The sequence below is a fragment of the Enterocloster aldenensis genome, from assembly GCF_003434055.1.
In the GTDB taxonomy this organism is placed as follows: domain Bacteria; phylum Bacillota; class Clostridia; order Lachnospirales; family Lachnospiraceae; genus Enterocloster; species Enterocloster aldenensis.
The window spans coordinates 51806-74207 of record NZ_QVEX01000010.1 but is presented as its reverse complement, the minus strand read 5'-3'; the positions used below and the strand labels follow the sequence as shown (position 1 = coordinate 74207).

The 22402-nt window shown below is 44.5% G+C and carries 23 protein-coding genes and 4 pseudogenes; 19 read left to right on the top strand and 8 right to left on the bottom strand.

All coding sequences use genetic code 11. From position 1 onward, the window contains the following. The first annotated feature begins 70 nt into the window (after window positions 1-70). Complete coding sequence (locus tag DWX59_RS18515) at window positions 71-388, top strand: hypothetical protein (protein WP_008722130.1); 318 nt, start codon at window positions 71-73, stop codon at window positions 386-388. 252 nt (window positions 389-640) lie between these two features. On the opposite strand, the gene DWX59_RS18510 is transcribed toward DWX59_RS18515, so the two are convergent. Then, window positions 641-1411, bottom strand: a complete 771-nt coding sequence (locus tag DWX59_RS18510; RefSeq protein ID WP_117560692.1) for an EFR1 family ferrodoxin — start codon at window positions 1409-1411, stop codon at window positions 641-643. Window positions 1412-1574: 163 nt separating this feature from the next. Between DWX59_RS18510 and DWX59_RS18505 the strand changes: the two genes are divergently transcribed. From DWX59_RS18505 to DWX59_RS18455, 13 genes are all read left to right on the top strand, one after another. Next, window positions 1575-1904: a winged helix-turn-helix transcriptional regulator gene (locus tag DWX59_RS18505; protein ID WP_117560691.1), complete on the top strand. Its 330-nt coding sequence runs from the start codon at window positions 1575-1577 to the stop codon at window positions 1902-1904. Between the two features lie 309 nt (window positions 1905-2213). Next, complete coding sequence (rlmD, locus tag DWX59_RS18500; RefSeq protein WP_117560755.1) at window positions 2214-3599, top strand: 23S rRNA (uracil(1939)-C(5))-methyltransferase RlmD; 1386 nt, start codon at window positions 2214-2216, stop codon at window positions 3597-3599. A 173-nt stretch (window positions 3600-3772) separates the two neighbouring features. After that, window positions 3773-4816: a virulence RhuM family protein gene (locus DWX59_RS18495; protein WP_117560690.1), complete on the top strand. Its 1044-nt coding sequence runs from the start codon at window positions 3773-3775 to the stop codon at window positions 4814-4816. Window positions 4817-5049: 233 nt separating this feature from the next. Beyond that, complete coding sequence (locus tag DWX59_RS28560) at window positions 5050-5217, top strand: hypothetical protein (protein WP_207660444.1); 168 nt, start codon at window positions 5050-5052, stop codon at window positions 5215-5217. Between the two features lie 205 nt (window positions 5218-5422). Then, window positions 5423-5536 carry a DUF7695 domain-containing protein gene (locus DWX59_RS30360; protein WP_431834426.1) on the top strand — a complete coding sequence of 38 codons (114 nt, stop codon included), beginning with the start codon at window positions 5423-5425 and terminating at the stop codon, window positions 5534-5536. Between the two features lie 78 nt (window positions 5537-5614). Further along, window positions 5615-7039, top strand: a complete 1425-nt coding sequence (locus tag DWX59_RS18490) for a Wadjet anti-phage system protein JetA family protein (protein WP_117560689.1) — start codon at window positions 5615-5617, stop codon at window positions 7037-7039. Next, window positions 7040-7681 (top strand): DUF4194 domain-containing protein, encoded by a 642-nt coding sequence (locus tag DWX59_RS18485; protein ID WP_083425360.1) that lies wholly within the window; start codon window positions 7040-7042, stop codon window positions 7679-7681. Beyond that, window positions 7681-10977, top strand: coding sequence for an SbcC/MukB-like Walker B domain-containing protein (locus DWX59_RS18480; RefSeq protein WP_117560688.1), 3297 nt, complete (start codon window positions 7681-7683; stop codon window positions 10975-10977). The genes DWX59_RS18485 and DWX59_RS18480 overlap by 1 nt, the downstream gene beginning before the upstream one ends. A 271-nt stretch (window positions 10978-11248) precedes the next feature. Continuing rightward, a complete protein-coding gene (locus tag DWX59_RS18475) occupies window positions 11249-12211 on the top strand; it encodes a Wadjet anti-phage system protein JetD domain-containing protein (protein ID WP_235845103.1) in 963 nt (320 codons plus the stop codon). A gap of 42 nt (window positions 12212-12253) precedes the next feature. Next, window positions 12254-12421 (top strand): hypothetical protein, encoded by a 168-nt coding sequence (locus DWX59_RS28805; RefSeq protein WP_165641923.1) that lies wholly within the window; start codon window positions 12254-12256, stop codon window positions 12419-12421. 15 nt (window positions 12422-12436) lie between these two features. Beyond that, entirely contained in the window at window positions 12437-12799 is a 363-nt protein-coding gene (locus DWX59_RS18465) for a hypothetical protein (RefSeq protein ID WP_117560685.1), read from the top strand. 202 nt (window positions 12800-13001) lie between these two features. Beyond that, window positions 13002-13307 (top strand): helix-turn-helix domain-containing protein, encoded by a 306-nt coding sequence (locus DWX59_RS18460; protein ID WP_117560684.1) that lies wholly within the window; start codon window positions 13002-13004, stop codon window positions 13305-13307. After that, window positions 13300-13722: an RNHCP domain-containing protein gene (locus DWX59_RS18455; protein WP_117560683.1), complete on the top strand. Its 423-nt coding sequence runs from the start codon at window positions 13300-13302 to the stop codon at window positions 13720-13722. Before DWX59_RS18460 ends, DWX59_RS18455 begins: the two co-directional genes overlap by 8 nt. Window positions 13723-13951: 229 nt before the next feature. Here DWX59_RS18455 and DWX59_RS30355 read toward each other — a convergent pair. Further along, window positions 13952-14074: pseudogene (locus DWX59_RS30355) on the bottom strand (IS91 family transposase); the annotation flags it as partial. On the opposite strand from DWX59_RS30355, the gene DWX59_RS18445 reads away from it, so the two are divergent. After that, a complete protein-coding gene (locus DWX59_RS18445) occupies window positions 14074-14409 on the top strand; it encodes a DDE-type integrase/transposase/recombinase (protein ID WP_235845102.1) in 336 nt (111 codons plus the stop codon). The pseudogene DWX59_RS30355 and the gene DWX59_RS18445 sit on opposite strands and share 1 nt — an antisense overlap. 14 nt (window positions 14410-14423) lie before the next feature. Beyond that, the gene (locus tag DWX59_RS29410; RefSeq protein ID WP_235845101.1) at window positions 14424-14576 is read left to right on the top strand and encodes an IS3 family transposase; all 153 of its coding nucleotides are present in this window, start codon (window positions 14424-14426) and stop codon (window positions 14574-14576) included. Here the strand turns inward: DWX59_RS29410 and DWX59_RS18440 are convergent. After that, window positions 14563-14691, bottom strand: a pseudogene (locus DWX59_RS18440) (IS110 family transposase); the annotation flags it as partial. The gene DWX59_RS29410 and the pseudogene DWX59_RS18440 overlap by 14 nt on opposite strands. Before the next feature lie 303 nt (window positions 14692-14994). Here DWX59_RS18440 and DWX59_RS18435 point away from each other — a divergent pair. Further along, window positions 14995-15591, top strand: a pseudogene (locus DWX59_RS18435) (IS110 family transposase); the annotation flags it as partial. Window positions 15592-15907: 316 nt separating this feature from the next. On the opposite strand, the gene DWX59_RS29050 reads toward DWX59_RS18435, so the two are convergent. From DWX59_RS29050 to DWX59_RS18410, 5 genes and pseudogenes are all read right to left on the bottom strand, one after another. Then, a complete protein-coding gene (locus DWX59_RS29050) occupies window positions 15908-16204 on the bottom strand; it encodes a hypothetical protein (protein ID WP_165641967.1) in 297 nt (98 codons plus the stop codon). Window positions 16205-16293: 89 nt separating this feature from the next. Beyond that, a complete protein-coding gene (locus DWX59_RS18425) occupies window positions 16294-16887 on the bottom strand; it encodes a tyrosine-type recombinase/integrase (protein WP_117560681.1) in 594 nt (197 codons plus the stop codon). Window positions 16888-16892: 5 nt separating this feature from the next. Further along, on the bottom strand, window positions 16893-17123 hold the full coding sequence (locus DWX59_RS30070; protein WP_165641966.1) for a site-specific integrase: 231 nt from the start codon (window positions 17121-17123) through the stop codon (window positions 16893-16895). A 419-nt stretch (window positions 17124-17542) separates the two neighbouring features. Next, window positions 17543-18787, bottom strand: a pseudogene (locus tag DWX59_RS18415) (helicase-related protein); the annotation flags it as partial. Window positions 18788-18813: 26 nt separating this feature from the next. Continuing rightward, window positions 18814-19686, bottom strand: a complete 873-nt coding sequence (locus DWX59_RS18410) for a LysR family transcriptional regulator (RefSeq protein ID WP_117560679.1) — start codon at window positions 19684-19686, stop codon at window positions 18814-18816. A 162-nt stretch (window positions 19687-19848) separates the two neighbouring features. On the opposite strand from DWX59_RS18410, the gene DWX59_RS18405 reads away from it, so the two are divergent. Both DWX59_RS18405 and DWX59_RS18400 read left to right on the top strand, forming a co-directional pair. Further along, on the top strand, window positions 19849-21093 hold the full coding sequence (locus tag DWX59_RS18405) for a MalY/PatB family protein (RefSeq protein ID WP_117560678.1): 1245 nt from the start codon (window positions 19849-19851) through the stop codon (window positions 21091-21093). A 15-nt stretch (window positions 21094-21108) separates the two neighbouring features. Beyond that, on the top strand, window positions 21109-22314 hold the full coding sequence (locus DWX59_RS18400) for a dicarboxylate/amino acid:cation symporter (protein ID WP_117560677.1): 1206 nt from the start codon (window positions 21109-21111) through the stop codon (window positions 22312-22314). Window positions 22315-22402: the final 88 nt, after the last annotated feature.

Genomic DNA, 22402 nt, shown 5'->3' with positions numbered 1-22402 from the left:
TTCCATGGTATAATAATTAAAAATATGTATCTGAGCTTTTTGCTTGCATATAAGAAAGGACGTGGACCGGATGAACAGGTTTGACAGAGACAGATTCGATGCAATGGGAAAAGAGGCATTAAGCCGTGTAGAAGAATTGATGAACTCCAGCAGGATCAATGAACTGCTTCACAAAAGAGAGGAAGATGAGAAGAAGAAAAACTGCATCCTTTGGGTGCTGGCCATCATCGGCGCAGTAGCAGCCGTGGCAGGTATCGCATATGCAGTGTACCGCTTCTTTACACCAGATTATCTGGAAGATTTTGAAGACGACTTTGACGATGATTTTGACGATGACTTCTTTGAAGATGAGGAGCCGGAGGAGAAAAAGACTGAGAAGTCCGAATAGAGATTATGGATTTAGGAGGGACCGTCGCTTGGGTGACGGTCCTTTCTTTGAAGGTAGGGAGGCATATGGCGCATTTGGGGGCTGGTTTGGAAGTGGGGGGTTTTTGGTGGGTGGGTGGTGGGTTTGGAAGTGCTAAAAGTGTTTAAAGTGCTTAAATGCCTGAATGTTAAAAATGCTTGAATGTTAAAAATGCTTAAATACCTAAAATGCTTAAATACCTAAAATGCTTGCATACCTAAAATGACTACATGCCTAAAATGCTTGCATCCCTGAAATGATTTCCTTAATCGTGACATCTGGATGTTTATACCGATTCCTCTTTTGGGTGGCCGATTTCCACTGGATTGCTTTTTGTGGACAGCAGTTGATGCATGCAACGCAGTGTTCACATTGATGCCGGAATTCCAATAATCCATTTTTTAAGATAATATTGTGGTTAGGGCATATGTTTTGGCAGATGCCGCATTGTATACATGTATCGTCAACATGGAATCCCTGGTCATGGTTGACCTTCACATCTGTATATATCCGGTAGAACAATTTATCCAGGACAGAATCATGAAAGGGTGCATTACAGATTCCCGCAGCAATTTCATCGGCAGCCAATTCAGCCAGTCCGGCTGCTTCCCTTAACCTTTTTTCTGCAAGATGGACCCTTGGATTATATTCCTCCACGAAATTGGCCACAGCCTTGATTTCCCTGCCATAATTCAGTTTCAATCCCTTGTTTACTAAGAGTCTGTCCACCTGCCCCAATACACCCCCGTGCAGTTCTCCGTAAGTGGGTACTGCAAACATGTAGGGGGAATCCTGGCTTACGCGCAGCTTATCTATGAATTCCCCCACTGTCCTGGGAACACCCCAGAAATACGTTGGGAATACCAGCCCTATTTTATCTGCCGTGCAGAGAATTCCTTTATTTTTTGTCATGGGCAGCATATCTGCCCCCAGCGACTGTGATATGATTGCGGCTGTCTTCAGACTGTTCCCGGTTGCTGAAAAATAGTAAATAACTGTTTTCATATAGGTTCTCCTTTTTCTATACAGGTTGTTTTTAACAATTCCATACCATGAACTAACCTGATTATAACATGGTACACTGAAAATAAAAGTACTTAATTTTTTTGATGTACATTGTTTTGTTGTAGTATTAGCTGTATAATTAACCTGGAATGAGGTGATATGGATGAGAAAAGAAGCGGTTGTACCTGAACGCTGCCAAACAATTGCTGTGATGCAAAGAATCATTGGAGGAAAGTGGAAGCTGGAAATCCTGTATTATATTGGTTTTGAGAATGTCCACCGTTTTGGCGGGCTGCGCCGCCACATAGGAGGGATTTCCGAGTCATCACTGACCACGCAGCTGCGCGAACTGGAAGCGGATGGATTTATCCACCGGCATGATTATAAAGAAATCCCGCCCAAAGTAGAGTATTCCCTGACCGAACTTGGGAAAAGCTTTATGCCGGTAATGGAATATCTGAAGGCCTGGGGAGAGGAAAATTTAGGAAAATGACAGTTACAAGGAAGGTTCTGTTGATTATAGGGCCTTTTCTTTGGGCTTTCCTGTCATGTGGGTGATTTTGTGCGAGGAACCGGGACTCAGTATGGATGGGATGGGGAATGGATGGTGCGGCAATGAGTGCAGCAGTGGGGTGGAAGTGTATGTAGCGATGGGTGCGGAAGCATATACGCAATGAGTGGGGCAGCAGGCCGGATATGATAACTTGATGTGTTTTTAAGGACATGATATAATGAGACGATGAAAAAATGGAAGACGCAAGTGATAGAGCAGGAGAATTATAACAGAAACGGAGATAACGGAATGAAAAAAGGCGAGATTTATGAAGGAATTGTGGAAAAGATAGATTTTCCTAATAAAGGAATCCTTATGATAGATGGGGAACGTGTGGTGGTGAAAAATGCAGTTCCGGGGCAGAAAATCCAATGTGTGATTACAAAGAGGAGGAAAGGTAAATCCGAGGCAAGGGTGTTGGAAGTTTTGGAGCGTTCACCTCTTGAATTGCCAGAACACGCATGTCCTCATTTTGGTCTGTGCGGAGGCTGCATTTACCAGAGCCTTCCTTATGAAGCACAGCTGAAAATCAAGGAAGGCCAGGTGAAATCACTCTTAGACAGCGTAGTGGAACCAGGCAGCTATGAGTTTATGGGAATCAAGGCCAGCCCGCTGGAAAAGGGATACCGCAACAAGATGGAATTTTCCTTTGGGGATGAGGTAAAGGACGGGCCGCTGGCCCTGGGAATGCACAGGCGGGGAAGTTTTTATGATATTGTCACAACACCGGACTGCCAGATTGTGCACCCGGACTTTTGCCGGATCCTGGTGGCTACAAAGGAATACTTTGAGGAACTTGGGACTGCATTTTATAAGAAATTGCAGCACAAGGGGTATCTCCGTCATCTGCTGGTGCGCAGGGCCGTAAAGACAGGCGAAATCTTGGTGGACCTGGTTACCAGCACCCAGAGAGAGTATTTGGGCGGCAGGGATGAGGCGGCTGTGTTATCTGAGTGGAAGGAACGTCTGCTGTCCTTGCCTGTTGACGGGAAGTTTGCGGGAATCCTTCATACGGAGAATGACTCCCTTGCCGATGTGGTACAGAGTGATGCAACCCATATTCTTTATGGACAGGACTATTTTAATGAGGAACTGTTGGGACTTCGGTTCAGGATTTCCCCATTTTCCTTTTTCCAGACCAACTCCATGGGGGCGGAGGTGCTGTATGACACGGCCCGCGGTTTTGTAGGGGAGACAAAGGATAAGGTAGTGTTTGACCTTTACAGCGGCACAGGCACCATTGCCCAGATACTGGCGCCTGTGGCTAAAAAAGTGGTGGGAGTGGAAATCGTTGAGGAAGCGGTAGAAGCAGCAAAGGTGAATGCCGGACTCAACGGGCTGGATAACTGTGAATTTGTGGCAGGGGATGTGCTGAAGGTGATTGACGGCCTGGAGGATAAGCCGGATTTGATTGTGGTGGACCCGCCAAGGGATGGAATCCATCCAAAGGCATTGGGAAAGATAATTGAATTTGGGGTGGACCGGATTGTATATATTTCATGTAAGCCTACCAGCCTGGTCAGGGATTTGGTGGTGCTGCAGGAGAAAGGATACCGGATGGAGAAGGGGTGCGCGGTGGATATGTTTCCTGGGACGGGGAATGTGGAGACAGTCTGTCTTTTAAAGAAAATATAAATGGATAATAAGATATATTAACCTCAAACTGGTGAATACTTTTTAAAACAGCTAGATGAAATATAATGGTGATTTTGAGAAAAGGGTTTGTAAAGAGCGGATTGTGATTTAGATAATGTGATTACGCATTTAAATTATAGGTTGAGAGAACTATTTATTGAGGAAAAGAAATTATGACAAACAAGAAGAAAGAGATTACAATACACTGCTCAGCCGCAGAGTATTTAACATATGTAGCATCTACAGGTAGTAACTCAGATAGTTTTGAGATGCGCTATGAAGACGAGAACATTTGGCTGACGCAGAAAATGATGGCAACCTTATATGATGTTTCTGTATCGGCAATCAATCAGCACCTTAAAAGGATATTTGAAGATAATGAGCTGGTAGAGGAATCAGTTATTAAGAAATACTTAATAACTGCCTCGGATGGTAAATCCTACAGTACGAAACATTATAACTTACAGGCAATCATTGCCGTTGGCTTTAAAGTGAACAACGACCGCGCCGTAAGATTCCGCAAATGGGCTGGTCAGATTGTAAAGGATTATACAATTCAAGGATGGACGATGGACAAAGAGCGCCTGAAAAAAGGGCATATGTTCACCGATGAATACTTTGAACGTCAGCTTGAAAATATTCGTGAGATACGCCTGTCCGAGCGAAAATTTTATCAGAAGGTTACAGATCTCTATGCCACAGCGTTTGATTACGACAAAGATGCCAAGACTACCCGGCAGTTTTTCAAAATGGTACAGAATAAGATGCATTGGGCCGTACATCGGCATACAGCAGCGGAATTGATTGTAGAGCGTGCAAATGCCGAAAAAGAACATATGGGCCTGACAACGTGGGAATCAGCGCCAGATGGGAAAATTGTCAAAGCAGATGTTACTTTTGCTAAGAATTATCTGAGCGAAAAGGAAATGTCCTATTTACAGAGAATCGTTTCACTATATCTCGACTATGCGGAGTTACAGGCGGAACGAAGAATACCGATGAGTATGGAGGATTGGGCAAAGCGCCTTGACGGATTCCTGGAGTTTAATGGAAATGAACTTCTTATGGGGCCGGGAAAAGTCAGTGCAGAGCAGGCAAAGCTTCATGCAGAGACGGAGTTTGAAAAATATCGCATTGTTCAGGATCGCTTATTTATGTCAGACTATGATAAGTATTTGTTAGAATTAGAACATCAAGCGGACCAAAGTGACATGTAAAAATAATTATACCGTTTCCGCTTGGGGATAATTATGCCCTCCCGCCATCATTATCATCCACTCAACAAATTGCGAAGTCTGCGTGGAATTGTGTCGAAAATGAGGAAATAGTTTATTGCTGAAAATAGAAAATGATAGATAAAAAATTTATCACTCATTTGATTACCCATATGTGATATAATTAATGGGTGATAAAGAGGGTAATAAAGTTGGCCGTGCAAGGGAAAGCAAGAATGAGTAATGTAATGGAAGATATTAATGAATTATGCCAATATGATTCAGCATATGAATGGTTTGAGTTTAAAGAAAATTGGTATAAGCCGGATGAACTGGGAGAATATAAATCTGCTATTTCCAACAGCCTATTCACGGGAACGGTATATCAGAATTTGATCTGGTAAGGAAAATCTTATGAAGTTCCCGGAAAAGGAATCATATTTATTTAATATATTATATGGTTTTATCGAACGGATTGGCCCCAATAAGTCTGGATATTGGAAAGTAGTGAATGTGGATATTTAAAAAGGGGAAGATTTTTGATGTAATACGGTGCCTATCCACTGCAAGTTTATCGTCCCGTTGCAGCAGAAAGGGTGAGGTGGGGAGGTGATTGAGTCGAAATCGGTGCATGATTTTAAAAACTGTTCTAGCGGCTTTTGCAGTGTGGATGGCGTCCTGAAATATCTACGGAGAGTGGAGGCTGATAAGGAAATCAAGTAGAACTTTAATCGGCTACACCGGGACAGAATGATAAAATAAAGAAAAACACGAATGAACTCATGAAAACAGGAGGGGGCAATGGTACTGTTTGACAACGCCGCATATGAGTACTTTTTTAATCCGCTTTGTTGTAAGAATAAAAAAATTTACTATGAATGCATCTTACAACTCATGGAAAAATCAAAATCGATTCCACTTCTCTACGAGGCAGACGCCAGGGATACGTTAGTTCTCTATTTCAGGAATTGCGCCTATGTAGTTGAGGATGAGGAGAATGGCGGAGAGGCTGAGGCGCATATCAGCGGCAGAAAAACGGAGATGGAGAATGCAGGCGCCATTTTAAGATATTTTAGACATTGTGGTTGGCTTTCGGAAAAAGAGATTGGAAGAAACGGAGATAATATCGCTACGGTCACGCCCTACTGCCGAAAGATGATTGATTCCATAGAGCGAATTTTCAATCGCGACAGCAGCGCTGTATTGACGAACCATATTTTTTCAATTTATGATATTTTACATTCTGCTTTTATTGTAGATCATGGAAGAACGCACCGGCCATATTCGAGTATTCTCGTTCCGACGGTGGACAGCGTATCAGATTTGAAAAATGAACTTCTCATGCTGAAGGACAGCATCCGCTCTATTATGCGGATGGTCATTAAGATGACGGAGACAAATGAATTAGGACAGTTCATGTTAAGAGACGAGATAATGGAGTCTTTCTTTCATGACTATTTTTTTATAAAGAAGGATGGTTTGATTCCGGGCTATATTGAAGAAATTGAAAAGATGCTTCGGAAAATCAGAAAAACAGAAGTCTATGAGAACATGATAAAAGAGTATCAGAGTCTCCATCATGTAGATGAAATCAAAGCTCGGGAGCAGGTGGACGGTCAGCTTAATCAGGTCAGGAGTTTTATTAATTATGACTATGTCAAAGAGGTGGATTATATTGATAAAAAAATCAACACCTATTACAGCCTTTATTCCACTAGGATCCTTATGGTGCTAAGCAATAGCATTAATATGCAGACCTATTTAAACGATCTGCTGATGACAATGAAGGATTATGGCGAGGATGAAAGGAGAGAATTTCTGGAGAACGTTTCCGGCTGTTTTAATTTGCAGTCCTATAAATATATCGGCAGAAAATCCATCGAGCGGAGGCGGAAGCGAAAACCAAATACGAAGAGTGGGGCGATTCTTACCAGTTCTTTGACGGAGGAGGATAAAGCAAGGCTTACGAGAGAACTTTTATATGAGTATCCGGATCGGTATGGGGTCAGACAAGCTGCCGGTTATTTTGATGAATTATTATTAAAGAAAGAAAGCGTCATACCGGATAAAACCATAATTCGGACCAGGGATGACGCTATGATGATGGCCGCTGGCATCATTTATTCCGGGAGCGGTGAATTTCCCTTTGAAGTGGATTTTTTAGATGGGATTATTGAAACAGAGGTGGCAACCATCAGTAAGATTAGAATAAAAAGGAAAAGATAAATGAGTGATATCAAATTAAATATTTCCATAAAGGAAGAAAACACGATTTGGTTTAAACGCTGCATCCGAAAGCTTCTGGATTCTACCTTTATCGTGGAGGAGAAGGATGAAAAGCTGTATGCATTTATTTCAAGAGAATCCAATCAGCAGGATATCTCGGACTACCTTCGTATGATTGGGTTTGATGTGCTGGTTGATACCAATGTGAGAATTGCGATGCTCAAACCTCATGAAGCCGACGAGGAGGCGGTAGGACTAAAACGCGCCAATGTTGTTTCGTTTACCACGGAACAATACCATCTGCTTCTTGTGCTGTGGGAGGTCTATTTGGAGAATCTTGGTTACAGCGACGGGAATCTGGTGCTGCGGGGGGATTTAATTGATAAGATGAAAGCCTATGAGGTGGATGTGGATAAGACGAAGCTGTCTGCAGCAATGAAGCTGTTTAAAAAGTATAATTTGGTTGACTATGATGTAAAAGATGAATCCGAGGATGCGCTGATTACATTATATCCATCTCTGCAGTTCGGCTGGGATATCGCCCAGTTCCAGACGGTAACAGCAGAATACAGGAAGAATGCTCCTGATGGGGCTGGGGAAGAACCAACGGAGGGTGGCAGAGAGGAAGAGGAGGACGGGTAATGGTAGAGCTGAAGCAGGTTCGCCTGATTAATTGGTACGGATTTAGCCAGATCACGGTTCCGGTGGGCTTCTTTACTCTGATTGCCGGAAAGAATGGAAATGGAAAATCTGTTTTTTTGGATGCCATTAAGTATGCGCTGTATGGTGATACTGTGTTCAACAAATCAACGGAAAATAAAGGCAGCCGGACGGTGCCTTCTTACACCAGGGGATTGCTGGATGCGACGGCCGGCACCTATATGAGACCGGCGGACAAGATGCCCAACGTATACACCCACATTGTCCTTGAGATGGAGGATGCAAAGCTTGGGAGTCGCTTTATTCTGGGAACAGTCATCGATACAGATGCCGGCAATGGGTTTAAGACGCAGAGATATATTATTGAGAAACAGACCTTGGCTCAGGTGGCTCATATCTATGAGCAGGACGGACAGATGCTTCCATACAGCACGGCGGAGCTTCAAAGGACTTACGGCCTTAAGATGATGGACGTAAAAGAGGGCCTTTCCAGGTTCATGCAAAGGACAGGCTTGCGGCTGAATGAGGAGCAGCTGGGAGCCTTCCGGCGTAAGCTGCGCAGTATTATGTCCTATGACCCCAATGCCAAAATCGACCAGTTTATCCGTGAAAGCGTACTGGAAAAAAAGAAGGTTGATTTTTCTAAATTAGTGGATGCGAAGAATAACATAGATACCCTGACAGCTAATTTTGAGATTATTGATAAGGAAATCCGGGAACTGGAAGAGATTATTGCACGGTTTGACGAGCTTCAGAGAGCAAAAAATGTTATTTTGGCAGATGATATAAAGATTGCTTACAGGGATTTCGTCAACAGTAAGAAGAGGCTGGAAGAGGCCTCTAGAAATATGGATATTGCAAAAAGACAGATTGCCGAGGATGAGAAGAGGCTGGAGGTCATTGCGGCACGGGAGAAAGAGACAAGAGAGGCATATAACGCTGCAAAAACTCAGCGGGATTCCATGGATTGCGCGAAGGCAATCGCGGACGCTGAGGAGGCTTTCCAGAAGGCGCAGAAGGAAAAGGAACGCTTACAGAAAGAGAAAGAAGCGCTTTGCGGCTTTCAGACAAAAATCAGCGAGCTGATGGCATGGTTTGTAAAGGAACAGTACCAGGTGCCGGGACAGGAAATTCTTTCCTCCTTAACGGAAGAAAGCGTGACTAAGGTTCAGAAAGAAAGCAGCGTGGCTGATTTCCTGCGGGAAATCAAAAGCCGCAGAGATGAGATTCTTAGCCAGGTGACAAGAATTAAGGACGCGATACGGGAAAACCAGGGGGAGCAGGAGCGGTGTCAGAAGATTATTGATGACTGCGAGGCCAGAAAGACGACTTTTTCGGAGATACCGGACTCGGTTGCCTTAAAGAATGAGATTAACCGTGAGTTTGAAAAAAGAGGAATCCAATCAGAGGCCAGATTTGCGTGCGAATATGTGCTGGGCCTTCAGAATGAAGACTGGCGGGATTCCATTGAAGGATATCTGGGGAGACGAAGATACACGATTCTTGTGGAGCCGGAATATTACGATATTGCGGACGATGTGCTGAATGCATCAAAATATAAGTATGCCCATCTGTTCAACACAAAGCTTTTGATGAAGAAACAGGTGCTTCCAGAGGAGGATTCCGTTGTTCAGTTTATCGAGGTGAGAAATCCGGTGGCGAAGCAGTATTTCAATTATCAGCTGGGCAGATTTCATGCCGTTGCCATGGACCAGGTGAGAAATCATGAAAACGCCATGTCAAAAGAAGGAAGAGTATCTGTCGCCATGGACAGTTATTTCCTGAATTTTCATAATATCAGATTTTACTGCCTGGGCCAGGAGTCTATAGAGATAAACCGGATTAAGGCTGTGAAGTGTCTGGAACATTTGAGACAGTCCTATGGGGAATATAAGGGCCGGCTGATGGAGGAAACGGGGAAACAGTCCTATCTGGACACGGAGATGGAGTTTTTTGCCGAATACAATTATGATGCCTGCAGGGAATATAAAGAGGCTCTCCTTGACTGCGCCAGAAAAGAAACAGAACAAAAGGCATTGGAGGAAGCGCAGACGCATAATCAGGAATATATGGAACTTTCCCAGAGAGTCGGAGTCCTGCAGGAGGAGCTGCAGGCTGTTGAAGCTGAGCGAAGTAAGGTGTATGAGAATAAATCTGAGATGCAGACCTTGTATATGACGAATAAAAACAGTTATGAAGCGGCAGATGAAAGGATGAACGCCGTTCAAAAAGATTTAAAGAAATATGAGGCCGCAAGCTATGCCGTTTATGCGAAGGCAGTGAAGGATTATGACCGGTTCGCCGCCAATGGAAAAACCGGACAGGGCGGCATATTAAAGGACAGAGCCCGAGCCGAGCGTAATTTAAAGGAAGCCGGTGAAAATCTGCGGGGCGGTCAGGCAGCTTATAACGCATCCAGGGCAACCCATAACCAGTTGCCGATGACGGACGGCGCCATCGCGGCTTATCAGGCCAGAAAATCCCGGATTTGGATGGATGACAGGGAGGAAATACAGGTAAAACTAAAAGAACAGACGAGACGCTATGAAGATATTTTCAAAAATGAGTTTGTCCTCACGGTGTTAAAGTCCTGTGAGACGGCCAGAGATGATTTAAAGCTAATCAACGCGGAGCTGGCGCGGCTGGAGTTTAAATCCCAATATGCATTTGAGGTTAGGTATGTAAAGGACGGCTCCCGCTATGAGAAAATACTGGAGTATGCAAGGTATTTAAAGGAGCGGGAAGAACTGGGAACCGCGTCCGGACAGATGACCTTCGATGCCTTGATCTCCTATTCCGATGATAAGGGGGAGGAGCTGGAGCGTGACATGAAGAAGATTATTAATCAGATTGTGGAAAGCAATGATAAAGAGCAGATTGAACATTATGCAGACTATCGGAACTATATGACCTATGAAATCCTTTTGACCAATGATGTGCTTACCAGGGCGAAGCTTTCCAGACAGTCCGGCTATAATTCAGGCGCAGAGGTGCAGATACCGTACATGCTGATCTTATTGTCTGCCCTGCTTATGATTTATAATGATAAAAGCAGTTCGACCAGACTGGTGTTTATTGACGAACCCTTTGCCAAAATGGATCCGACCAATGTAAAGATTATGATGCGGTTCATGAAGGAGCAGAAGCTGCAGATGATTTTTTGCGCACCCGATAAGACGGAACTGATTGGAAATGAGTGTGATGTGATACTGCCGGTGCTCCGGACCAGTCCGGATCTGATGGAGATGGGGATGATTGAGATACATAAAGGGGCATAAAATCTGACTTATGAAGAATTTAACCTACGAAGAAAAAATATTGACCTCTCTGGTGGAGAACTATCGCAAAAGCAAAAAAGACACCGGTGATAATAAGACAAATCGGAGAACACGGCTCAAACCAGAGAAGTTATACAGAAAATACAATGCCAATGATGGAGACTTTGCGGAAATTTCTAAAATTAATCAAGCGGTGGAGCAGCTGTCTAAATGGGGATTTATAACCAGTGCGGCTGAAACCTTTGGAACGCAGTTGAAGTACATTTATTTAGTGGATGAGAAGATTCAGGAGATAGAGAAGTACCTGGCCGATCAGTATGGTTATATATCGAAGGATGCGAAGGTTGAGAAACTGCAGAATTTGATTGAACGGTACCAGGACGCTTCCGCTATCTGCAAGAAAGAATGTGGGAAGTTGTCCGCGTGTATAGAGAATCGGAAGATTCCGGGTAATATTGACGAGCTGGATGATATTCTGAAGGCGGTCGCTTTTATCGAGAGGAACCGGGAGGAACTGTATATCCGGGAGGTTTCCGTAAAGGTGTATGGAGATTCCAAGTATTTTGAAAATGAAACCCTGCAGCCTGTCTGCCGGCTGCTTCGGGACTATTCAGACAGAAAACTTGAGGAGGAATTGCCGGACGAAGTTCTGCTGGATTATCATATCGCAAAAGAACCGCAGAAGCTTTGTGTGAAGGGAAATGCGGTAATCCACATTTCCGGAAAAGAAGTCGATATCAGTGGATTTGCAGAAGGTGTGGAGTTTCTTGCATCAGAATTGACTCATATTCAGTCAGTCAGAATTAACGCGCCGAAGTTCATGACAATAGAAAACCGGACGTCCTATCTCAGATATCATTCGGATCACGCTGTCACCTTTTATCTGGGAGGGTATACCAACCGTTATCAGAGAGATTTTATTAAGCTGGTATATGCATCGAATCCTAATGTCAGATACGAACATTTCGGAGATATGGATGCCGGCGGTTTCTGGATTCACCATAATTTGTGTGAGGTCACCGGAGTGAGGTTTGAGCTGTTTGGCATGTCAATCCGTGAACTGCAAAACACGGAGCATGCCAGATGCTTACATCAGCTTTCAGAAAATGATCGGGTCAGACTTTTGGAATTAGGAAGGATGGAGCCCTATGCGGAGGTGGTCGATTATATGCTGGAACAGGGAGTGAAGCTGGAGCAGGAGATTGTGAGTTTGGATTTGATGAGGGGGAGGTAAGCGGGTGAACTTGCGGCGCTGGGCGGAAGCATGACCTACGGCATGGGCAGTTTTGATCCGGCGGCGCTGGTTTCCGCGATAAGGGAAGGCATGAGCAGCGTGAACGGATCCGGGGATATCGTGATACCGATTTATCTGGGAGGCACGATGCTGGACGAGGTGATTGTGAACGCGCAGCAGAGGAGCAATCTGCGGAGCGGCGGACGATAGGAAGGAGGCAGAGGAATGGCTTTTATACAGTATCTGAATTTTGACGGGGAGGACCTTCCCCTGCCGGATTCCTATGAGGTGGAACTGAAGGACGTGGAGGCGGATTCCGGAGGGGAGACCGAGGCGGGGACGAAACAGAGGGATGTGGTCAGGACAGGGGTTGTGACGATCACGGTGAGTTTTTCCGTGTCCCCGGCATGGCTGAAAAAACTGACGGAGTATAAGAACCGGGACAAGATACAGGTGAGGTATTTTGACACGGAGACGCTGGATGTGAAGCAGACGGAGATGTTTGTGGAAGGGTTCAAGGCGAAGCTGGAGAAGGATATGAGTTATAAGGGGCTGTGGAATGTATCTTTTACTTTGAAAGCAATGTAATGCAATTCTGAAAAACAATTATAATCAAAATTAAGGTTGCCGATGCAGCCACTTAAATGTTATTCTGTAACAAATATGACAAGAAAGGTTCAAAGAGTGTTTTTTGAAGAAGTATAAGCTTATTGTGCGATAGCAATGGCTATTGCAAATACAAAATTTATGCTATAGCCATTGCATCCTAAAAATTTTTAGGAGGAAGCATATGAGCTATGTTAATGCAGATGATGTTTTGCCAGAATGTTTGATATGGGAAATTCAAAAATATATCGATGGTCAAATTATTTATATTCCAAGGAAAGATGAAAACACAAAATCCTGGGGAGAAAAAAACGGAACCAAAGATAGACTGGCAGAACGTAATCAAAAAATAGTTGAACTTTACTATTCAGGCCAGACTATTACTAATTTGTGTGAGTTATTTTTCCTGTCGGATAAAACAATCCGTGGAATAATACGCAAGTATGAATCCTCTGCAAAGGAAGATAATGGGGGATTCAAAGATGAATAGGGAGAACAAGCGAAAGTTATATGAAAAAGGCTACTATAAAAAGCATCCATGCAATGAAATATTTGTTTGTAAGAATTGCGGCAGAACAGTAGTTCCAGAAGGCGCTGGAAGCAATCACAGAAATCATTGTCCCAATTGCCTATATAGCCTGCATGTGGATATTGAACCAGGTGACAGAGAATCTGAATGTGGGGGACATATGGAACCTGTGTCTGTATGGGTTAGAAACAAAGGTGAATGGGCGATTATTCACAGATGTAAAACGTGCGGAACGCTTAGTTCCAATCGAGTTGCTGCTGATGATAATCCGATGAAGCTTATGTCCATTGCAATGAAGCCTTTAGGACAGCCGCCTTTTCCTATCGAGAGAATCGAAGAAATGACCAGAATGATGGGTGGAGAAGGTAGCTTGTAATAATCAAATAATGATGGCTATAACAGGAGCATCGGAGTAATCCGGTGCTCTTTTACGCTTTATAGGAAACTTCGCAAATTGGCAAAGATGGTGTATAATAGACTGGAAATAAAAAATGGCATAGCAAAAGAGCGAAGATATGACTTCGCCATGACGTTGTCTATGTAGTTTTTTGTTTTTTGTTTAGACTGCACTATCTGACGGTAGAGAAAGAAACAGGAATATGGAGCTAACCGTATCCCATGACCTTCCAATAGCGTTCAAATAGTGCAGTTTTTTTGTGGTAAACTTCTAAAACCAACATAGAAGTGCCACACTTCGGGCATCTGAGCGGATTATAGCCAAAGGCCAGTGGGACGTGATTTTGAGGCGGAGACCATTCACCAGAAATGGTGTACGGATATTACCTGCATCCATGTGCAGAAAGAAGGCTGGACTTATCTGGCTTCCGTGATGGACTTATGCAGCCGTAAGACCATCGGATATGCCTATGGCACATCCATGACAGCTGAACTGGCAGTGGAGGCAGTAAAAAATGCCTGCCTGAATGTCAGGAATACGCAAGGCATCCTCCTCCATAGTAATCTGGGAAGTCAATACACAAGTCAGGCATTTGAGAGTTACCTGCACAGCCAAGGGATACTTCATTCAGCCGTAAAGGGAATCCCTATGACAACGCCTGCATAGAATCTTTCCATTCTGTGTTGAAAAAGGAAGAAGTCTATCTCCACACATATCGAGATTCCAAAGAGGCTCGGAGAGCAATCTTTGAGTACATAGAGGGCTGGTATAACCGCAAAAGGATTCATAGTGCTATCGGCTATATGACGCCACAGCAAAAGCCAGTTCATTGAGGTTTTGGGAAGTATGGGAAACATCAAAGGGTTTACGGATGACAGTGCCGCCAGGCTGCAGGACTGCAACGGTGCTCTTGCCTTTTGAAACATCAATACCTACTGCGTTGTACATTCTTATGTACCTCCTGAATAATGAATTTGCATGGATTCCAGCATTCCTCATTGCCGATTCAATCTCCTGGGGTATCAAACGAACGTGAGAGGTAGTTCAACCTGCATAAATCGAACGGCTGCAATGACAGGCTGGCTGACAGGCTTTCGCACGGACGCTGATGGTCCTAGGAGGTGTCGTCAGACCGATGCCTAATCATTATACAGCTTAAACAATGAGAGGATTAAGTCCCAACTGGTTGTTGGGTACTGAAACCCTACACTTATATATTAGGAGGAGGTAGAGGATGACAGCCAGCTTAAGGATGACAGAAAGGATCCGAAGTTAATTGCAAATCTTGTAAAGGATGGTAACTTTGGGATGCCGTATCTTCCTGAAAAAGTGTATGCGGATATGCGCAGGCTGACCATGTTCAGAGACCAGCTGAATGAGGACAGAATGCGGAATATCAACCGTCTGCACAGGGAAATGAAGATTTATTTTCCAGAATACAAAGATGCTTTTGGAAAGACAGACGGACTGTTCTGTCTGGAGGTTTTGCGGATTGCGCCATTTCCGGAGGATTTACTGAAACTGGGAGAAGATGGGATCCGTCAGATCTGGCGCGAGGCAAAGCTGAGAGGACGCGGATACAGCAGAGCCGGAGAGATCATAAAGTATGCCAGTGAAAGTGTCGGGTTAAAGGATGGTATTGAGGCGGGTAAGACAGTCACCAGATGGTTTGCAGAAAAAATCATGGAGCTGGATAAAAAGCTGTCAGAAACAGAGGGGGAACTCATGCAGAAATGCAGACAGATTCCTCACGCAGAAAAGATTCTTGAAATCTCTGGGATTGGAGAATCATCCACCTCCGGTATCAGTTCTTCCGAATGCCTGGATCTGTCCAGTATCCCTCCATAGATATCCGGCACGGGATGGAAGTAGTACAGGGTATTTTTCACATCGGAATGCCCCATATACCGCATAAGGTAAGGAAGCATAACATTCACGTTTCTTCCTTCCCTCAGCCAGCGATTCATGTTGGCATAGACAGAGTGATGGCGGAAATCATACGCGCGTATGCTGATACCGGAACCTCTCTTCTCCGGAAAAGCGGCATACCAGAAACGCAGGAAGTTCTGCTGCAGCCAGCTGGCGCCGTATGGATGGTCTCCCCTGTTCGGGAAGAAAGTCGCGCGGTCCGGGAACAGATGGCTGATCCGGCGGTCATAGACGGTTAAGTATTCCGCAGGTTCTCTTGAAATATAAACCCTCCGGCTCTTCGGTCCTTTCGACTGGATGATATCAAGACAGCCTTCATCAAGATGTCGCATTCCCTGAAAGACGCAACGATCTCTTCCTCCGTAAAAGAATACGGCTGGACCGGCGTGGGAAGATGCAGCCTTCCGGACGGGATAAGATACGCCTTGATGCCGCGGGCGGCAGGATACCTGCCGAATTCACGCAGGGACGCAGCCGCGTTATAAAGGCTTCCCGGGGTATCCTGGAGCTGTTTCCATAACAAACCGGGCATATCTCTTTAGATAATAAGCTCCGGTCTGGTATTGATAGCCGTTCGCTCTCTTATAGGAAACAAACTGGTCGATCAGTTCCAACAGGGACTCATTGTACATCTGGAATACCCCCTTTCCCGACAAGAGGGAGTGGGGGCGTACACGCCGCCAGACTTATAGCGTCAGTTGAAAGATATACGGATACAATGTCCGGATCCCTGTGCCCGGGAGCTGCTGAGATATCTGACATAGGGATACCCGCCCGGAGCATGGAAGACGCAGCGTGATGCCTTGTCATCCGACTCCCCACAGGCCGCTCTTCCTTTTTAATCCCGGCAAGTTCCTCCAGTTTTTTCAGGGTCTCATAAATGCTTCCTGTACCCAGACGTCCAAACGGTGCAAAAGTCCTCAAAAGGACATAGTCCGATTTGCCCTGCGGACGTTCATTCAGGATATAATCCGCGATATCATTTCCGTAAGAAGCCCTCAATGGAAGGGTAAGCGTTTTCTTTGTCTTATTCTGAATAATGGAGATACAGTCCTTTCTCCAGTCGGTATCTTTCAGCTTCAAAGAACAGACATCAATCCCCCGGAGCCCTGTTTCCGGGAGGAGCCTGCAGACAGCGGTATCCCTCTTAGTCAGCCCCCCTGATGAGAGCGTGGATCTGAGTGCCGCAAGCTCCTTACCATTATAGATTTCCATGATCTTTACTTCCCGTGGCAGATGCACCGGTATCGTCCGTCTTTGTAAAGGGTCAGGAAAAAGGTACCCACATCATTTGTTTGGATATCAGATAACTTCCCATATCCGTTTTTTTGGCAAAAAAGCAGAAAATAAGTAACAATTCGTTTATATCCAGATATCGTATTGGGGCTGAACTCTTTCTGTGCCAGATATCCAACAAAGGATTCCAGTTCCAATCGGAATCCTTTATTCATAAGTTTTCCGGATGTGCTGTCAGTATCCTGCCTTCTCCAGTCAACGGCTCCTGTCCGTGCAGGTGACAGGAGTAGTCTGATGCAGCGTTTCCGGTGAGTCAGTTCTTTTTGCGCCCATTTTTCACTGCAGCTGACCGGTCTGTCCAGGAAAGCTTTCATAAGTAAATGCCAAAACGGATAACAACATGGAACTGAATGCACAAAGGAACTGGCATATAAGTACAATGACAGACAGTACAAGAGTTATGGGGAACAGCAATATTTTCAGCAGTATTCGCATAATAAAGACCTCCTTTTTTGAGATAAGCATAGCAGGTCATTTTTTATCTGTCCATGATACGGATTTCAAATTGCCGCCAGTCGGAGCATGATTTCCTCAGCAGCACCCCAAAGTCTGTCATAGCTTTTTCTCAAATCCTCTATGTCATCACCATACATACTGCTGTTGCATCAAGCCCAAGCTTTGCGATATGGCTCATTAAACCTTTAAGAGCAAGAGTATGCTCGTTGCCAGAGGCAGCATAGCTTAAATACATGGTAAAGCCCTTGATAAAACCCTTATATTTTTCAATGCTTTCGGGAAAATGCTTTAACAGGTTATCTTCCAAACGGTATTTTGTGCTCTGGTGATTGGCTTTTAAAAGCTTCAGTGGTACCACTTCAATATCCAAGTCCATTTTTTCCTTTATCAAAGGGTTGCCTGCACACAAAGCCTTTATTTCGGCATAGGAGAGTGCAGCTTCGTCAATGTACTCACAGGAGCGAACAGGAGATTTTGATGTCATAATCTGCCTGATGAATTTTTGCTTGTTTTCTACCATTTGCCAGAGGTAGGCATCAAAGGTGTCCTCTGTGACATGGCGAAAGATTTTAACTTGTTCGTTTTCATTGCCTTGACGGATAATTCTGCCAGAGCGTTGGGTTAAATTCCCTGGTCGCCACGGACAGTCGAGGTCATGGAGAGCCACAAGACGGTCTTGCACATTCATGCCGGCACCTCATTTGGCTGTATTGCCAAGCAGAACACGAACATCGCCGCTACGCACCTTTGCAAATAACTCCTTTTTGCGAGCATCGGTATTGGCATCATGGATAAAAGCCACCTCATGGGCAGGCACACCATTTGCAATGAGCTTATCCTTTATATCTTCATAAATGCTAAATTGTGATTTAGGGGCTGTTACATCGTTGGGTAGGGCATCTTCAAGGGCATGGAGTTCCATACCATTGATAGCACTGTTGCATGCCTTTGCTACTTTGTCAGTTTGATGTTTGCCCTTCGGGGTAGAGAGGTCTCAGAACAAAAGTTGCGTCAGTTTTTCCTCCTTGCTGTTCTCCCATATATTCAGAATGTTGTTGACACAGGTGTTTACTTTACTGTTATCATCATCGGATAGCAGGGGATTTATCACCCTTTGGTCAAGCCACAATTTTCGCTCATCGGAGGTTACTTTCAACATATTGTCGATAGAAGGGTCTATGCGATTATTGTGTATTCTGGCAGCTCGTTCTGAAAGCTCCTGCACCAGTTCCTACTGTATTTCCGTGGGCTTTGCAACCACTGTTTCATAAATGACCTCGGGAGTCGGTAAGTTCAGTTCATCGGCGGTTTTGATGTCTGCCGCTTCCTTAAACATTGACATAAGCTCTGGCAGATTAAAGAAGCTTTATGAAGATGTCCCTTCATGATTTATACAGGTAGCTTTGAAATATATTCGCTTTTCAGATGCTCCATAAATATCCTGCCAGCCAGGGCCATCTCGCGGCTGTAAGTAATCCCAATCTCCACTGTCTGTTCCGGGATAAGAGGGAGAATCTTTACATCACCGATTCGGTCCTTACTGTTCATGTAATTATTAAGACCAATCCCAAGACCGGCCTCTACCATTTGCCAGGATGCATAACTGTCTTTTGACTGAATCTGTATGTTTGGCTTAATTCCGTATTTATCCAATATCAGCGCGTTATCCGTCACATATTCTGAGTTCGAATCAATGTAGTTTTCTTTTGCGAATTCTTCAATCGGGACCCCCTTAAGGCCGGCAAGCCGGTGTTTTTCCGGGACCCATACCATCATGGGATCTCTGCATAAAAGAATCCATTCATCAACCTCATCTCTGTGGCTGACGATTGCCATATCCAGCTTATGGTTTAATACCTTATTCACCAGGTCTGAACTGTATCCGGAGGATAACTCCATACGGATTCCCGGGTATTTCTCATGGAAGTCCTTTATGCATTCTGACAGCCATCGGTAATACTCACTGTATGCGGTTCCTATGGTTACATTACCTACTTCCATACCGCGAATCTTTGCTGCCATCTGAAGACATTCCTCGTCACTTCTGATGTAATCCCTGATGACAGGAAGCATCTTTCTGCAATCGGCCGTCATGGATGCTCCCTCTTTTTTGCGGATTAACAGCGGAAATCCAAGCTCATCCTCCAATGATGTCATCATCCGGCTGATGCCTGAGGGGGTGTATCCCATCTTATTTGCAGCAGCAGAAATACTTCTTTCCTCAATAACGCAGATTAGCGCCCTTGCTTTCTCAACATCCAAAACCGTATCCTCTTATCCTTGATGTTTTGTCAAGGATTTCGTGATTTATTGTCGCTTTTCTTAAAGAACATACCATATTATAATAAATATGTCAAATAATTAAGAGGAAAACAGCTGAGTATAGGGCGTTTTTCATGAAAAAGGTAAATGGAGGGTGTTCAAATGAACAGGGAACAATTTGTAAAACACTATGCAGTACAGAGGAAAAACTCGGTGTCTTTGAAATGGGATCTTCTCGAACAACGCTTTGGTGACCAGGATTTAATTCCGATGTGGGTTGCGGATATGGACTTCCGCACTCCGGAATGCATTACAGATGCTCTGCACCGCAGGGTTGCACATGGCGCATATGGATATGCGTACATTCCGGAAAGTTACTATGAGGCATGCTTTGACTGGATGGAAAGCCGTTATGGATTCCGGCCAGAGAAGGAAATGCTCCGCCTGACAAATGGTATTGTCGCTGCCATGTATTATTTTGTAAATGCATTTACCCATCCGGGTGACAGTATCATTATTAATACTCCGGTATATTATCCCTTTGCCGGCGCAATCAGGGATTGCGGACGTAAGGTTGTATCCTGCGATATGAATTACAATCACGGTCATTTTTCCATTGATTATGATAAGTTTGAAAAGGATATTGTAGAGAATGATGTAAAGATGTATTTCCTCTGTTCACCTCATAATCCCTGCGGACGTGTCTGGACCGAGGATGAACTGGATCATGTGCTTTGCATCTGCCAGAAACATGACGTGATTGTATTTTCCGATGAAATCCACCAGGATTTTACATACGGAAATCACAAGCAGATTTGTGCGGCCGCAGTATCCGGCGGAAAATATGCCAACAATCTAATTCTTGCATTTGCGAGTTCCAAAACCTTCAATATTGCTGCATTGGTACATGCCAATATCATCATTCCAGGTGAATCGCTCCGTGCAAGGTATGACGCATATGCAGCACAGAATGTTCAGGCAGACTGGAATATCATGGGTATTACGGCGGCCGAAGCAGGATATGTTAACGGTAGTGCATATTTGGAGACATTAAAGGATGTGATTAGCGGCAACTATGATTATTTAAAGAAAGAACTGGCGGAAAAAGCGCCAGGGATTATTGTATGCGATATGGAAGGAACCTATCTGCCGATGCTGGATTTAAGAAATATAATTGATGTGGAGCATCCCACAAGGGAACCTGTGAGTTTGAACGGTAAGGCGCCAGTCAACCGTGATGTATATGATTTTGTTCAGGTAAAATGCCGCCTGGCCGTAGACTATGGCGAGTGGTTCGGAGAAAAATACAGTGGATTTTTCCGGTTGAATCTGGCTACAACACCGGAAACAGTCAAAGCCGTTGTTGACAATATCATAATTGCGTATCGTGAAATCATGAATCAATAGTTCGGGAGGGAAGTTATGAAGGTATTGAAAAATTACAAGGATTCATTATTGCTTTTATTGGGAATGCTGGTGGGCGGTATTGCCGGGAAGCTGATTGGACCGGGAATTGCCGTGGTAGAGCCGATTGCATCTACGTTTCTGAACCTGTTATTCTGCGTTGTAGTACCACTTGTATTTGTTTCTATTGTGTGTTCCATCGCAAATTTAAAGAGCGGAAAAGAAGCTGGGACATTGCTGTCCTGGACAGCTGTATTTTTTGTCGCAACTGTTGTGATAGCAGCGATTGTGTTTACTGTTTATTTTGGAGTGATTGACGCGGCAAAAGGAGCCGCGCTCCCGGCGGATGCCATTGCAGAGGAAATGAAGGAAGTCAGGATTGACCTGGTCGGTCAGCTGACGGTATCAGATTTCAAGGATTTGTGGAGTGTACAGAAGCTGCTGGCCGTAGTAGTATTTGCGCTGATTACTGGGTTTTCACTGCGCGGCCTGGGAGAAAAAGGCGAGCCATTGCTGAAGATTGTAAACTCCCTGAATGCACTGATTGCAAAATTCATTAACTCTATTATGAAGTTTGCTCCGGTTGGTCTTGGGTGCTACTTTGCTGTATTCATGGGTACCAGCGGCGGCAATACAGCCGGACCATTGATGAAGATTGGAATCGCCACCTGGATTGGAACCCTGGTTTATATGGCGGCAGCCCATAGTATTTATGCGTTTATTGCAGATGGGATGAGGGGAGTTGCAACCTATTGGAAATGTATGGTAGCCCCATTTTTAACCGCCCTTGGAACATGTTCTGGAGCAGCCAGCGTTCCGGCCAATGTGGAAGCCGCCAGAAAGGCAGAGATGGATGAGGATGTGGCCAGTATTGTTATGCCACTGGGATGTAACCTGCACAAAGAAGGTACAGCAATCATGGCGGCAATGACCGTATCGTTTGAGTGTGCAATGCTGGGGCAGAATTTCTTCTCACCGCAGATTTTAGGAACCTGTATTCTGATGGCTGTGGTATATCCTTTTGTTGCCGGAGCAATTCCAGGCGGCGGTCCATTCCTACTGTTCTCTGTATTCGGATGGCCCATGGAAACATTTGCAGCCGTTATGGCTCTCCATACCATAACAGACGCCCCCACGACTGCGATTAATGTAGTTGGAGATTTAAGCAGCGGAATGCTGATTCAGAAGATGGTTGCCAAATCAAAAAGGAATGGAAGGTCCTGATAAAACATATGTTTTTTACCAGTTTTCTTACAAGTAGCATATGTATGATTCACCAAAGCGGTGCCGATTCTTTAAAGTCAAGGGTTGA